The 14160-nt window shown below is 55.8% G+C and carries 11 protein-coding genes; 6 read left to right on the top strand and 5 right to left on the bottom strand.

From position 1 onward, the window contains the following. Positions 1 to 376: 376 nt before the first annotated feature. From katG to ACR0KC_RS20680, 3 genes are all read right to left on the bottom strand, one after another. Complete coding sequence (katG, locus tag ACR0KC_RS20690; RefSeq protein WP_480772213.1) at positions 377 to 2578, bottom strand: catalase/peroxidase HPI; 2202 nt, start codon at positions 2576 to 2578, stop codon at positions 377 to 379. 423 nt (positions 2579 to 3001) lie between these two features. Continuing rightward, positions 3002 to 3985 carry a glycosyltransferase gene (locus ACR0KC_RS20685; protein WP_170567193.1) on the bottom strand — a complete coding sequence of 328 codons (984 nt, stop codon included), beginning with the start codon at positions 3983 to 3985 and terminating at the stop codon, positions 3002 to 3004. A 46-nt stretch (positions 3986 to 4031) separates the two neighbouring features. Next, positions 4032 to 4889 (bottom strand): SDR family oxidoreductase, encoded by an 858-nt coding sequence (locus ACR0KC_RS20680; protein WP_170515316.1) that lies wholly within the window; start codon positions 4887 to 4889, stop codon positions 4032 to 4034. 88 nt (positions 4890 to 4977) lie between these two features. Between ACR0KC_RS20680 and ACR0KC_RS20675 the strand changes: the two genes are divergently transcribed. Then, positions 4978 to 5610 (top strand): class I SAM-dependent DNA methyltransferase, encoded by a 633-nt coding sequence (locus ACR0KC_RS20675; RefSeq protein ID WP_170408735.1) that lies wholly within the window; start codon positions 4978 to 4980, stop codon positions 5608 to 5610. 65 nt (positions 5611 to 5675) lie between these two features. On the opposite strand, the gene ACR0KC_RS20670 is transcribed toward ACR0KC_RS20675, so the two are convergent. Together ACR0KC_RS20670 and ACR0KC_RS20665 are read right to left on the bottom strand one after the other, a co-directional pair. Next, positions 5676 to 6662 (bottom strand): sterol desaturase family protein, encoded by a 987-nt coding sequence (locus ACR0KC_RS20670; RefSeq protein WP_170613458.1) that lies wholly within the window; start codon positions 6660 to 6662, stop codon positions 5676 to 5678. 24 nt (positions 6663 to 6686) lie between these two features. Next, the gene (locus ACR0KC_RS20665) at positions 6687 to 7442 is read right to left on the bottom strand and encodes a class II aldolase and adducin N-terminal domain-containing protein (RefSeq protein WP_170515321.1); all 756 of its coding nucleotides are present in this window, start codon (positions 7440 to 7442) and stop codon (positions 6687 to 6689) included. Between the two features lie 117 nt (positions 7443 to 7559). Here ACR0KC_RS20665 and ACR0KC_RS20660 point away from each other — a divergent pair, with 117 nt between their 5' ends. From ACR0KC_RS20660 to ACR0KC_RS20640, 5 genes are all read left to right on the top strand, one after another. Next, positions 7560 to 8435 (top strand): LysR family transcriptional regulator, encoded by an 876-nt coding sequence (locus tag ACR0KC_RS20660; protein ID WP_170399135.1) that lies wholly within the window; start codon positions 7560 to 7562, stop codon positions 8433 to 8435. Between the two features lie 157 nt (positions 8436 to 8592). After that, on the top strand, positions 8593 to 10395 hold the full coding sequence (ade, locus tag ACR0KC_RS20655; protein ID WP_480772212.1) for an adenine deaminase: 1803 nt from the start codon (positions 8593 to 8595) through the stop codon (positions 10393 to 10395). Next, the gene (locus ACR0KC_RS20650) at positions 10392 to 11855 is read left to right on the top strand and encodes an AMP nucleosidase (protein ID WP_480707535.1); all 1464 of its coding nucleotides are present in this window, start codon (positions 10392 to 10394) and stop codon (positions 11853 to 11855) included. The genes ade and ACR0KC_RS20650 overlap by 4 nt, the downstream gene beginning before the upstream one ends. Before the next feature lie 130 nt (positions 11856 to 11985). Then, on the top strand, positions 11986 to 12273 hold the full coding sequence (locus ACR0KC_RS20645) for an HU family DNA-binding protein (protein ID WP_010442901.1): 288 nt from the start codon (positions 11986 to 11988) through the stop codon (positions 12271 to 12273). A 174-nt stretch (positions 12274 to 12447) separates the two neighbouring features. Beyond that, the gene (locus ACR0KC_RS20640; protein WP_480707534.1) at positions 12448 to 13995 is read left to right on the top strand and encodes a hypothetical protein; all 1548 of its coding nucleotides are present in this window, start codon (positions 12448 to 12450) and stop codon (positions 13993 to 13995) included. Positions 13996 to 14160 lie beyond the last annotated feature (165 nt).

Here is a 14160-nt window from a genome sequence, read left to right as displayed (position 1 = left end):
CCAATCTCTCAGCGCCACCGCCCAATCAAAAACCTCAGATGCCCCCAGTCTCTCCCGAGCGTCTCCGCAGCTTCCACCGCGTCCCAGCACCTCAGCAGCGCCGGTGAAGGGGTATTTACGGATTAGGTCTGGGACCTGCAACCCCCAATTTGAAAAAACTTCACATTTCCGACCACCTTCCTCTTCACCTTAATAAAAACAACAGGTTAGCTTAACAAATCCTCCCGAAAACTCACAAAAAAGAGGTTTATAGAAAGAGAAAGAACAGTCTCTCGGCGGAATCGTACCCAATGCTTGGTACGCGCCCTGAGCCAGGCGCATGAAAACGCCGCCCGACTCTCCTCGGGCGGCGCAATTTACTGCGATGGTTATAGGGTTACTTCAGATCAAAACGATCCGCGTTCATCACCTTGTTCCAGGCCGAGACGAAATCGCAGACAAATTTGCCACCTGCGTCGTCCTGACCATAGACCTCCGCCAGTGCCCGCAGCTGCGAGTTCGACCCAAAGACCAAATCCACGCGGGTACCTGTCCACTTCACGTCACCACTTGCGCGGTCGCGGCCTTCATAGATGCCGTCACCGGATGGTTTCCATTCGGTGCCCATATCCAGCAGGTTCACGAAGAAATCGGTGCTGAGCGTGCCGACCCGTTCGGTCAGCACACCATGAGAAGTTCCGTCAAAGTTTGTGCCCAGCACACGCATCCCACCTACAAGCGCAGTCATCTCCGGTGCCGACAGCGTCAGCAGTTGCGCTTTGTCCACCAGCAGGGCTTCGGCCGGAACCGAGTATTCCTTGTGCAGGTAGTTGCGGAAACCGTCCGCTATCGGTTCCATCACCGCGAAAGACTCGACATCCGTCTGCTCTTGCGAAGCATCGGTGCGGCCGGGGCTAAAGGGAACATCAACGTCATGACCTGCGGCCTTGGCTGCCTTTTCGATGGCAGCACCACCACCCAAGACAATGAGATCGGCCAATGCGACCTTCTTGCCACCAGACTGTGCGTCATTGAACGCTTTCTGAACGCCTTCCAGCGCATCCAGCGACTTGGACAGTTTCAGCGGTTCGTTGACCTCCCAATCCTTCTGCGGGGCCAGACGAACGCGCGCACCGTTGGCACCGCCACGCATATCCGATCCCCGGAAGGTCGAGGCCGAAGCCCAAGCGGTCGACACCAGATCTGAGACAGACAATCCCGTCGCGAGTATCTTGGCTTTCAGATCGGCTACATCAGCGTCGTCAATAAGCGCGTGATCGACGGCCGGGACGTTGTCTTGCCAAATAAGCTCTTCGCTGGGTGCCTCGGCTCCCAGATAACGCGCACGCGGACCCATGTCGCGGTGGGTCAGTTTGAACCACGCGCGGGCAAAGGCATCGGCAAATTCGTCCGGGTTTTCGTGGAAGCGCTTCGAGATCGGGCCATAGATCGGGTCCATGCGCATCGCCATGTCGGCGGTGGTCATCATAGTCTTGACCTTTTTCGATGGATCACCCGCTGCCGGGGCCATGTCCTCTTCCTTGACCCCAACAGGTTCCCAGATCCATGCGCCCGCTGGGCTCTTGGTCAGGTTCCAGTCGTAGCCAAACAGCAGGTCGAAGTAACCGTTGTCCCACTTGGTCGGGTTTGCGGTCCAGGCACCCTCGATGCCGCTGGTGGTGGTATCATCACCCTTGCCGCTGCCAAAGTCGTTGATCCAGCCAAAGCCCATCGCCTCCATCGGGGCGGCCTCGGGTTCGGGACCGACAAGACCGGGATCACCGGCGCCGTGGGCCTTACCAAAGGTGTGACCACCCGCAACCAAAGCAACGGTTTCTTCGTCATTCATCGCCATTCGGCCAAAGGTGTCGCGAATATCGCGACCTGAAGCCAAGGCATCTGGCTGACCATCTGGACCTTCGGGATTCACATAGATCAGACCCATTTGCACAGCGGCCAACGGGTTTTCCAGATCACGTTCGCCCGAATAGCGGCTGTGCGGGTTCTCGGTTGGGGCCAGCCACTCGGTCTCGGCACCCCAATAAATGTCTTCTTCGGGTGCCCAGATGTCTTCACGACCACCGGAGAATCCAAATGTTGTACCGCCCATGGATTCGATCGCGCAGTTGCCCGCCAATATGTAAAGGTCAGCCCACGAGATCTGGTTGCCGTACTTCTGCTTGATCGGCCAAAGCAGACGGCGCGCCTTGTCCAGGTTGCCATTGTCCGGCCAGCTGTTCAGCGGAGCGAACCGCTGATTGCCGGTCGATGCGCCACCGCGGCCATCTGCCGTGCGGTAGGTGCCCGCTGCGTGCCAGGCCATACGAATGAACAAACCGCCATAGTGCCCATAATCTGCGGGCCACCAATCTTGCGAATCCGTCATCAGCGCATAGAGGTCTTCCTTCAGTGCCTTCAGGTCGAGCTTCTTGAACTCTTCGGCATAGTCGAATGTCTCGCCCATCGGGTTCGATGCAGGGCTATGCTGATGCAGAATCGACAGGTTCAGTTGGTTCGGCCACCAATCCCGGTTGGACCGGGCCTCGGCGCCATGCATTACCGGGCATTTGCCCATGTTGGGGGTATCACTTCCGTCCATATCGATCTCCAGTCCTGGCTAGATGTGTGCGTCGCGCGGTTAACTTTGAAACGAGAAACAGGGGTCTTGAGTGTTTTTGCGCTCGTCCTTGGCAAGGGCGTTACGCGGGATCGCGCAGATCGGCCCTGCCTTCATTGTAGGAAATAGCATTAACGACTCGTTCTTTCTGTTTGGGTGTAGATTTAGCAAATCCAAGTCATTCATATAAGTTTTGTTTTTTGATGATATTGATAATCCAGAGCTATCACTTGAACATCTGCGCGCAGCCTGGCCCTGAAGCGCGTGATTGCGATTGCACCACCAAGCTTCACCGTGCCTCGCAAGTCGGGCACGAGAGAGAGTGGACGCAAATAAGCTTACGATGATGGCCGCGCATGAAACGACTGAACTGAGTTAGCGCAAAACGGATTGACCGGCCCAGATTCAGTGGCCACTGACCTTCTTATAAAGGGCCGATTTATAGCCGAAGGGAATTCCCAATACCCCGACAAGCCACCCAACCGTTCGGGCGATCTGGATCAATCGCCGATCTGGTTGGAACGGAAACAGAAGGATTGCCCCTAACAGCGCCAACAAGCGAAAGGGGGTGCTCAAAAACCCCAAGATCGCCTTTGTTGGCTTCTGATCAAGCTTACGGCGCATATGGGTGTTGGACTGGTCCCTTCCCCGGGCGGTCTGATACCAGAATGACAACCTTTCGGGAGGAATGGTCTCGTACACAAAAGCGTCGGGCACCCAGCCGACCGGTAAGCCTGCAGCAACGGTCTCGGCATAAAACTTTGCATCCGTCCCGCCGGTCATCCGCATGGTTTCATCGAACCAAAGGCCGGTTTCGCTGAACAGACGTGTCTCGCCCAGCCAGTTATTTGTCACGATGGTCACGCCACCGGTACCGTTCAACGTGGCTTTCTTTGCAGCCGCGTTTTCCTTGTCGAGGTAACGATTGCTGATATTGCGCAACATCAGCCGCTGAATCGCGGTCTCCTGCCCCGATGGCCCCGCCGCACGAAGCGGAGCGCCCATTAGCACGGCAGAGCTGTTGCGATATCCGGCGACCAACCGTTCAAGCCAATCGACCGCCACCACTTCGTCATCATCGACAAAACAGAGCAGATCCGAGCCATTCTCCAACGCTTCGCGTGCGGCTCGGTTGCGTCCGAACGGGATGCCGAGTTCGGTCTCAAGGACATAGTTCAGACTTGCTCCATTAGGCAGCTTCTCCCCTACTGCCTGCACGGTACCTTCGCTGAGCGCTGCGCTGTCGTTTTCCACCACCAAACATCGCACCGAGCAGTCGGGCGGCAGCTTCATCTCTCCCCAGCTTCGAATCAAAGCGGCCAGCATCTCGGGCCGCTGCCGGGTCAGGGTCGAAACGGTAATGTTCAGCGGGACAGAGCGGTCTTTCATCGAAATCCCATACAATCCGTGCCGGTTTCTTGGCAAGGCGCGGTGATCAAGTGGCATCCTTCTGATGCTGCATCAGTGCTTCCAACCCTACACGGTAGTTCGGATAGAGCAATGAGACGCCCAGTTCATCCTTGATCCGATCATTCCGAACGCGCTTGTTCTCATTATAGAAACTGCGCGCCATCGGAGTCAGATCAGCCTCATCAAACGGAACAGCAGGTGGCATCGGCAGACCTTGCAACTCGGCGGCATAACCGATCACATCCTGCGGTGGCACCGGTTCATCATCACAGACATTGTAGATCGCACCCGGATTGGGTTTGGCCATCGACGCGATCAAAACCTGTGCGATGTCGTCAACATGAATGCGCGAAAACACCTGGCCCGGCTTGATGATCCGCCGCAAACCTCCGCGTTTCAGCTTTGAAAACGGCCCGCGACCCGGCCCGTAAATCCCTGCCAGTCGGAAGATATGCAAGGGCAGGCCCGGAATGCCGCCCCATTGCTCCTCGGCACGCACGCGCCAACGGCCACGTTCAGCCGTCGGTGTGGCGGGCGTCGTCTCATCCACCCAGCCTCCCTGGTGATCCCCGTAAACGGCTGTGGTCGACAGGTAGCCGACCCATTTGAACTGTCCGATCCGCGCGGCGATCTCATCCTTCAATTCCGCCAGCACCGGATCACCATCGGCTGTGGGTGCTGTAGAGACAAGCAGATGCGTCACCCCGTCCAGATCAGGCCGATCCCCTGGCCAGACACGAGGCTCGGCACCCGAATCGCGAATTGTCTCAAGTTGTTGGGAATCACGCGTGGTTCCGATGACCCGCCATGTGGTTGGATCCAGTTGCCTCGATATCGCTCGGGCAGAATAGCCGTGGCCGAAGGAGAATAGTGTCTGTGTCATGGTCCCTTTGATGATCTGCCCGGCACGTGGATGCAAGCGCCGGATGGACGCACTTGATTCGAATCCTCTGATGCGCATTCATTGAGAAATGACCAAAAAGACACCTGACTTGCACGCAGCCTACTCCCTGAAATCGCCCGAGGAGAACAAGCGCCTTTATGCGGAATGGGCAGGGGAATATGACGACAGTTTCGCAGCGCTTGAGGATTATCAACTCCACATCCACACGGCGCGCGCTTTTGTGGGTGCAGGCGGACAAGGCCCGGTATTGGATGTAGGCGCAGGCACTGGGTTATGCGGAGCTATTCTGGCCGGGTTAGGCGTGGGTCCGATCGACGCCACCGATATCAGCGCCGAAATGCTGGACGAGGCGATGCGCAAGGATATCTATCGCGACGCGATCGAAGCCGATCTCAATCAGGGCCTGCCGGTTCCGCGCGGCAGCTATGCCGGTGTCGTCTCGTCCGGAACGTTCACCCATGGCCATCTTGGGCCAGAAGTTTTGCCAGCGCTCTTGCGTGTCGCACGCCACGGTGCGCAGTTCGCCCTGTCGATCAACGCAAAACACTTTGAGGCGCTCGGGTTCGCCGATACCTTCCGCCGCCTCGAGGCGGATCAGATCAGAGACTTATCTTTAACGCAGGTCCGGATTTATGGCGATCTTGCTGCCGGCCCCAACAAAGATGACGTCGCTTTGATCGCATTGTTTGAGAAAACCTGACCAAAGCTCTGCGTAGGTCATATACGGACCTATGCAGAACTCGGCGGGGCAGAACGCCTTCGTGTTTAAGTATACATCTGCTTCTTGAAAGCCCGTGTCCGCGTTGTCGCCTCGGCTGAACCATCGTGATAAGTGCCGAACCACTTGTCGAACGGAATCTCGGATGTGCCGTAGTTACACTCGAAATACCGGTGATGAAGCTGGTGGAAGAAGTCCCCTGCCCGCGCGGCATCCGTTTCACCAGCCTTCAGCTTTTCGAAACCCGAGTGAGACAGTACAGGGCTGATCTGCTGGAAGTAGGCGTGAAACAGCAGATGCAGCGGATGCGATGGTACAATCAGATGGATGAAGTAGGTGGTGAAATAGAGAAGGTTTTCATACCAATGGTTCGATATTCCTGACCATGGTCCGATATTGACGTTGCGATGGTGCACAGCATGAACGTGCTTGTAGAGTTTCGGGTGATGTTCCAATCGGTGCACCCAGTAGAAATGAAGCCCTGACCACATCGGGATGAAAAGCATCCAGATCACGAACCAAACGGGGGCCGTGGCCCAGGTTATCACTGGCGCATAGCCATTCGCCATCGCCCAGTAGATCAGCCACTGATAGACCGTCGCCACAGTCATCGCACTTCCCAGCGTCCACCAGATGTTATCCAAAACCTGATTTCGAAAGGTAAACGACCCATTGTCACGTGTCAGATCACGCCGGTCGAATTTCTTGTACATGCCCTGCCCTTTGCGCATGTAAAGCCACCAATGCAGACCTCCTGCTATCATGATCTGAGGCACCATGTTCAGCAGCCAGATACGGAACATCCAGCCGGGCGCGAAACTCTGCATGGTCTCTAATGGAGGTAAAAACACGAAATAGGCGGCAAAAGCCATCACCATGCAAAGCGTCAGCGACGTAAGGGGAAGCCAAGCCCCTTTGTACCAGTTCAGGATAGCCGCAGGACGCGGCGGCCAGTTGAACAAAGGGTTCAAACCGACGGGCCCTTCGGGGCGGTAATTCCATCGGGCGGCTTCTGCATCATGCATATCGGTCATGGCTGAAACTCCTAACAGTGCGCTTCAGGTTGCGTAATCCGAGCCTTCGGCATCCAGAACAGATTTGATTTCGCGTAGATGTGCTTCGGCCTGACCGGGATATTCATCAAGCTCTTGCGCGGTTTTCTCAGCAATCTCATCGGACAGAACGCGCAAAGGTTGCCTGGTTTGAAGAGCACGAATGTACGTTTCCGCGGCGCGTTCAAAATAATAGAGTCTGTTAAAGGCATCTGCCGGACTGTCGCCGATCACCAAAACCCCGTGGTTGCCCATGATCATGACTTTCTTTTTCGGGTCCGACAGCATCGCGGCACAGCGCTCACCTTCGTTTTCAAAAGCCAGACCTCCGAATTCTTCATCGATTACGTAGCGATTGAAGAAAGTTGCGGTGTTCTGATCGATCGGCGGCAAGCTGCTGTCTGCCAGCGAGGCAAGAACCGTCGCAAAAATCGAATGCACGTGCATCACGCAGCGCGCATGCGGGCAATGGCGGTGGATCGATCCGTGGAGCCCCCAAGCCGTCGGATCCGGTGCGCCGGGCTGGTCCATGACATCTTTGTCATTGGCATCAAGCAGCAGCAGATTTGACGCCTTGATACGCGCGAAATGCATCTGATTGGCATTCATCAGGAACTGCGTGCCGTCTTCGTTCACCGCAAGGCTGAAATGGTTCGCCACCCCTTCATGCATGTTCAACCGTTCGGTCCAGCGGAATGCGGCGGCCATGTCCACGCGTTCGGACCAATGATCGATGTTGGGACGCAGGTTTGTAACGCTCATGCCGGGCTCCTTCGCTGGTCAATTGACTTCTGGGAAATCGTGCCTTCACCGCAAACGTTTGACCAACGAAAAAAACATGCCTAGTTCATTAGTAAAACTACTGGCAGAGTTATGAGCATGCAGAAATCACTTCCACCGCTCGGCTGGCTACGCACATTTGAAGCGGCGGCCCGTCATTTGTCATTCACGGGGGCGGCGCGGGATTTGAACATGACGCAAAGCGCAGTCAGCCAGCAAATCAAATCACTAGAGGGCTATTTGGGTCAGCCCTTATTCCTTCGTCGTCCGCGTGCATTGGAGCTGACCGAAGCTGGTATCACCTATCTGCCGGTCGTGCGTGAAGCCTTTCGAACTCTGGTAAGGGGGACACAAGCCGTCACGGGCGCACAACAAAACGCGGTTCAGGTCCAGAGCAACATCACATTTGCCGTCAACTGGCTGGCTCCGCGCCTACCCCGGTTTCGGGAACTGCATCCGGATGTACATCTGAATATCTTCACTGAGCTCTGGGAGCCGCGTGAAATGGCCGAAGGCGCGGCGGTGGAAATCCGCTATTCGCTGCGCCCAGCCGATACGGTGCGAACGGAATTGCTGCGAACAGATCACTACTATCCTGTCTGTGCCCCCGACTTCCCGGTGACGCTGGAAACTCTGCAGGAACAGCCCCTATTCGACTGTTCAAATTTGTTGTCGAATTGGGAGAGTTGGATCACAGATCAGAGTCTAACTTGGCAAAAACCCAAGGTAACCTATTCGACGACCTATCTGGTCAGCCTGTCGGTTGCGATGGCCGGAGGAGGCTTGTGTTTAGCCCACGACATGATCGCAAAACGGTTGATTGAAGAAGGCCGCCTGATCGCACCGTTCAACCATCGCGCTGCTATGCCCGAGGCCTATTATCTATTGCTATCGCCCCAAGCCGAGGAAACGCCGGGCGCGTTGGCGTTTGTCGACTGGCTGCGCGCGGAGATTGAAGCCGATCGCCACAACTAATCGCGGGTCGCTCCCACCCATCGTCAATGCCCTTCGGGCCTCTCCTCTGGTTGGGCGTGGCAGCGCTGGCGCGCTGCGGATGGCAGGTTTTGTGATGATTCCATGATACCTTAATAGTGGGGGTTGCACCTTGCGCCGCATTCGGGAAAGTTGGGCCATGGAATACACTCCCTTCCCAAGTTGGCCCGATACCGCCCCTCGTCTCATCGCTGTTGCTGCTGGCCGCGAGGCTGCCGATTTGGTGATCCGTGGCGGCGTCTGGATCAATGTGCATAGCCGCGAAACCCTGCCTGACCATGACGTGGCGATCGCTGCGGGGCGCGTCGCTTTTGTGGGGCCGGACGCCGCGCATTGTATCGGTCCTGAGACTCAGATCATCGAGGCGCACGGTCGCTATTTGGTGCCGGGGTTATGCGATGCGCATATGCATATCGAATCGGGCATGTTGACCCCGGCAGAATTTGCCCGCGCAGTCATTCCGCATGGCACAACTTCGATGTTCACCGACCCGCATGAGATCGCAAACGTGATGGGGTTGGAAGGCGTGCGTCTGATGCATGACGAAGCGCTGATGCAGCCGGTGAACATCTTCACCCAGATGCCGTCTTGCGCGCCATCAGCTCCCGGGTTGGAGACGACCGGGTACGAAATCACTGCTGAGGATGTGGCCGAGGCGATGTCGTGGCCCGGTATCATCGGACTGGGCGAGATGATGAACTTTCCCGGTGTCATTCATGGCGATCCGAAAATGTTGGCAGAGATCGCAGCCACACAGCGCGCCGGGAAAATTGTTGGCGGGCACTATGCTTCGCCTGATTTAGGGTTTGATTTCGCGGCATATGTCGCCGGCGGCCCTGCTGATGACCATGAGGGCACCTGCGAGGCAGACGCCATCGCACGTGTCCGTCAGGGAATGCGGTCAATGATGCGGTTGGGGTCGGCTTGGTATGATGTCGAAAGCCAGATTACTGCGGTGACTGAAAAAGGGCTGGACCCGCGCAACTTCATCTTGTGCACCGACGACTGCCATTCGGGAACGCTGGTAAATGACGGACACATGAACCGCGTAGTGCGACATGCGATTGCCTGTGGTTGCGATCCTCTGGTTGCGCTGCAAATGGCGACGATCAACACGGCGACCCATTTTGGGTTGGAACGCGAGATCGGCTCGATCACACCCGGGCGGCGCGCTGACATTATCGTGAGTTCTGATCTGGTAGAGCTTCCGATCGAAACCGTGGTTGCGCGCGGTCAGATTGTGGCTGAAAACGGGACGGTAACGGTCGAATGCCCGCATCTGAACTGGCCCGCTAAGGCGCGAAATACCGTACACCTAGGGCATGCGTTGACCTCGACAGACTTTGAAATCGCAGCCCCTGCCGGAGCGAACCGTGTCACGGCCAACGTGATCGGGGTGGTTGAAAATCAGGCCCCAACGCAAGCGTTGAAATCCGAGCTGCCGATTATCGAAGGGCTTGTTGAAGGCGAAGGCGACGTGTGCCAGATCGCATTGGTCGAGCGGCATCGCGCCACGGGGGGTGTGACTAACGCCTTTGTCTCGGGCTTTGGGTATCAAGGCAAAATGGCCATGGCCTCGACCGTTGCGCATGACAGCCACCATATGATTGTTGTCGGTACCGACCGTGAACAGATGGCGCTGGCCGCGAACAGGCTGGCCGAAGTGGGCGGAGGCATCACAATCTTTCGCGATGGCGAGGAACTGGCCTTGGTGGAACTGCCGATCGCAGGCCTGATGTCCGACAACCCAGCGACTGAGGTTGCCGCCAAAGCAGAACAAATGGTCGAGGCGATGAAGACCTGCGGCTGTCAGCTTAACAACGCATATATGCAGCATTCTCTGCTGGCCCTGGTTGTGATCCCAGAACTGCGGATCTCGGACCTTGGGCTGGTGGACGTACGTACATTCGAAAAGATCGACCTTCTGGAACCCCTTGCATGACTACTATCCGAACACCTGACGTTCCCAACCCCGAGAAATTTAGCGATCCGCTTGCAGCTGTCGCACGTTTAGAAGAGCTCTATGAACAGGCGACAAAATTCCTGTGCGATAGGTTTGCAAATGCACTTAAGAACGGCGCTCCTACCGAGAGGTTTCGGGCGTTCTACCCCGAAATCCGGATCAGGACCTCGTCTTACGCGCAGGTCGACAGCCGGCTGAGCTTCGGTCACGTGTCCGAGCCGGGCACGCACGCCACGACAGTGACGCGCCCCGATCTGTTCCGGTCCTACCTTACCCAGCAAATCGCGCTATTGATCAAGAACCACGATCAGCCGGTCACAATCGGAGCTTCGGAAACGCCGATCCCGGTCCATTTCGCTGTCGCCAATAACCCGGATCTGGTTGTCCCGCATCAGGGTGCAGCTGGGTTCACTCTGCGCGATGCGTTCGATGTACCGGACCTGAATACAACAAACGACGATATCGTGAATGGCGTGCACGAGCTGGAAAACGAAGCGGAACCCCTTGCGCTCTTCACAGCCCAGCGGGTGGACTATTCGCTTGCACGACTGTCGCATTATACGGCGACTGACCCCGGCCATTTCCAAAACCATGTGCTGTTCACCAACTATCAGTTCTATGTCTCGGAATTTGAGAGCTACGCACGGGCTCAACTGGCCGATCCCGACAGCGGCTATACCAGCTTTGTCTCGACCGGGAATGTTGAGATCACGGACGCCGAAGCCGTACTGGAACAGCCCCTTAAACTGCCGCAAATGCCAACCTACCACCTGAAACGCGCGGATGGGTCTGGGATCACGCTGGTCAATATCGGCGTCGGGCCATCGAATGCCAAAACGGCCACCGACCACATTGCGGTTCTGCGCCCGCACGCCTGGTTGATGGTCGGCCACTGCGCCGGTCTGCGCAACACGCAGGCGCTTGGGGATTTCGTACTGGCACATGCCTACCTGCGCGAGGACAAAGTGCTGGACGACGACCTGCCCGTCTGGGTGCCGATCCCACCGCTGGCCGAGGTTCAGGTCGCGCTGGAACAGGCTGTGGCCGAGGTAACCGAGTTGGAAGGCTACGAGCTGAAACGTATCATGCGAACAGGTACTGTCGCCTCGGTCGATAACCGCAATTGGGAGCTTCGCGATCAGTCCGGCCCGGTGCAACGGCTCAGCCAGTCCCGTGCGATTGCGCTGGATATGGAAAGTGCAACAATCGCTGCCAACGGTTATCGGTTTCGGGTTCCTTATGGCACGTTGCTGTGCGTCTCGGATAAGCCCTTGCATGGTGAATTAAAACTTCCCGGCATGGCTTCGGCGTTCTATACCACTCAGGTCAGTCGTCATTTGGCGATCGGAATCCGGGCGATGGAACACTTGCGCTGCATGCCGCTGGAACGATTACACAGCCGGAAATTGCGTTCGTTCGACGAAACGGCCTTTCTCTGAAGCAAAAAAGCAACGAATTTCCCCTATTTTTGGGGTTTTTAGTGCTACTATTCGTTGTGTTCAGCCACAATATCCCGTTACAGTTACGCGGTGAGGCCCTATAGATCGGGCACGTTAAGGAGACCAAGAAATGGCAAAGCCTATGACAAAGACTCAGCTGGTGGCTGCTCTCGCTGAGGAAATGGGAACTGACAAGAAATCCGCAAACGCTGCGCTGGAGGCCATGACAGGCCTGATCACCCGCGAAGTTTCGGCCGGTGGTGCCGTCACCCTGCCCGGCGTTGGCAAAATCTACTGCCGCGAGCGCCCCGAGCGCATGGTGCGCAACCCCGCCACCGGCGAGCAGTTCAAGAAAGAAGCCGACAAAGTGGTCAAAATGACCATCGCGAAAGCTCTGAAAGACAGCGTCAACGGCTAATTCGCCGAAGACAGATAGCAAGATCGAAGGGGTCGCCACCGGGCGGCCCTTTTTTTGCCTGAATAAGCTATGTAAACATCTGATTAATATCGAGTTTTTGCAACTATCGCCATAGTTGTGTCATATTCCTCATCCACTCGCTTAATGGGAAGTATTATTGAGGAATCTCGATTTTTGGCACGATATCAAACCACTGAATTCGATACAGAAAATCAATTCGACTGGGCAAGCATCCAATACACGATTGAAGACGATGTTGTCGTTGCAACGCGGACGACTTTTGATGCCGGATACGAGGTCTTCGGGACTTACGAAGACGGCGTTTTGCGTCAGGAATTTTATGTCGAAACAGAAGAGGCATTGGGCTTTGATAATCGGTTCATTGACTATGACGCCAATGGCATAATGACCGAACGCGGAACGGTTTATCCAGACAGTATCCGCGTGACCGAGACCTTTCAAAATGGAGTTCCGAATGAGATTCTCATCCAAGATGGGTTTTTCGGAGACGGTGCAAAACCCTGGGACCAGATCGTTCTACGCTATGATGCGTCGGGCAATATCATAGGCCGCACGATAACAAACGATAATGGTGCCCGGACGGTTGAAGCCTTCGCGCCCGGTCATTTCAGTACTGTTCAGGACTTTCTACAAACCAAATCCTGGGATCGGATCGACACGTTCTTCGATGTCAACGGAGAAACAACCGGACGGACGACCACCTATGACAATGGAATTGTCAAACAGGAAACGTGGACAGACGGACAGCGTAGCAACGTAACGCAGACAGACGGAAGCGACATAAAGTCGTGGGAAACCATCAGCACCTCATTTGATGGCAGTGGAAAGAAATCTGAAAAGACAAAGACATATGACAACGGCGTCGTGAAGCACGAGGTCTGGTCAGATAGCCAGCGCGTCAGCATCAGCCAGACTGATGAGCTGGATGCGAAATCCTGGGATTCGATCACGACCACCTATCAGGACGGACAAATCTCAGAACGTCGGCTGGAGAAAGATAACGGGGACGTAACCGTTACACTTTATGCGGATGGAAACCGTTCTGACGTGCTGCAACTGGACGGGGACGACAGTGCTTCTTGGGCATTGAAGGTCACCAGCTATCCAGACGCAGGCGGGAAAGAGATTTCTTTGTATGAAAAGGTCGAGGACATCCCTGAATCCTTGTTCCAATACTTCCCGGAACTGACCGCGCCTGACCCGCTTGAAGAGTTCGTGCTGGATTTCAATGACGGAACCCGCATCAATGACAGTGATCAGGTGCTGAATGGTGCATTTATTGCAAGTGTTAGCAAAGGGCAGAGCAACACTGATGGTATTCTAACCCCATACGAATACGGTGGCTCAAACCCCGACCCCGACCTGGAGGCGTTCAATTCCTGGGGGGCAACTGTCGGCTTCTCGAAAAGCGATGGCGAAGAATTCAACTTCAACAGCGTTTCCTTGGCCAATGCTTCCAGATCGGACACCACGTATATTCCTGAATCGAACTGGGCAAACCAAGTCACTATCAATGCCTATAATGGCGATGAGCTGGTGCACTCCGCAGAGGTCGATCTGACATTCGATCACGTCACACACGAGTTTGACTGGCGCGATATTGATCACGTCGAGTTCGTCGCATCGGGAGGTGAAATCATCAACGAGCACGTTGAGAACGCGGGTTGGTTCTCGATGGACGATCTTAGCTTTTTCGCCTGAATCAAGCGACAAGCTGAATCATAATGATGAGCAGTGCTTTTCTACAAAAGCTCTGCTCATTCTCATTGCGCGCAAGCTCATTGATGCCAACTATCGGGCGACCCCGCTATTCGACGCAATGGGTCCTTGCAGCTCATGTTAAAATCAGGAACAGTCGCCCGAATT

This window comes from Ruegeria sp. CF3 (genome assembly GCF_056537365.1).
The sequence above is the reverse complement of the archived record's forward strand: the minus strand, read 5'-3'. Positions and strand labels throughout refer to the sequence as shown.

What these genes read in the sequence shown, in the direction of transcription:
- katG (WP_480772213.1), bottom strand. Translation starts at nt 2,578, where the DNA reads ATGGACGGAAGTGATACCCCCAACATGGGCAAATGCCCGGTAATGCAT.
- ACR0KC_RS20685 (WP_170567193.1), bottom strand. Translation starts at nt 3,985, where the DNA reads ATGAAAGACCGCTCTGTCCCGCTGAACATTACCGTTTCGACCCTGACC.
- ACR0KC_RS20680 (WP_170515316.1), bottom strand. Translation starts at nt 4,889, where the DNA reads ATGACACAGACACTATTCTCCTTCGGCCACGGCTATTCTGCCCGAGCG.
- ACR0KC_RS20675 (WP_170408735.1), top strand. Translation starts at nt 4,978, where the DNA reads ATGACCAAAAAGACACCTGACTTGCACGCAGCCTACTCCCTGAAATCG.
- ACR0KC_RS20670 (WP_170613458.1), bottom strand. Translation starts at nt 6,662, where the DNA reads ATGACCGATATGCATGATGCAGAAGCCGCCCGATGGAATTACCGCCCC.
- ACR0KC_RS20665 (WP_170515321.1), bottom strand. Translation starts at nt 7,442, where the DNA reads ATGAGCGTTACAAACCTGCGTCCCAACATCGATCATTGGTCCGAACGC.
- ACR0KC_RS20660 (WP_170399135.1), top strand. Translation starts at nt 7,560, where the DNA reads ATGCAGAAATCACTTCCACCGCTCGGCTGGCTACGCACATTTGAAGCG.
- ade (WP_480772212.1), top strand. Translation starts at nt 8,593, where the DNA reads ATGGAATACACTCCCTTCCCAAGTTGGCCCGATACCGCCCCTCGTCTC.
- ACR0KC_RS20650 (WP_480707535.1), top strand. Translation starts at nt 10,392, where the DNA reads ATGACTACTATCCGAACACCTGACGTTCCCAACCCCGAGAAATTTAGC.
- ACR0KC_RS20645 (WP_010442901.1), top strand. Translation starts at nt 11,986, where the DNA reads ATGGCAAAGCCTATGACAAAGACTCAGCTGGTGGCTGCTCTCGCTGAG.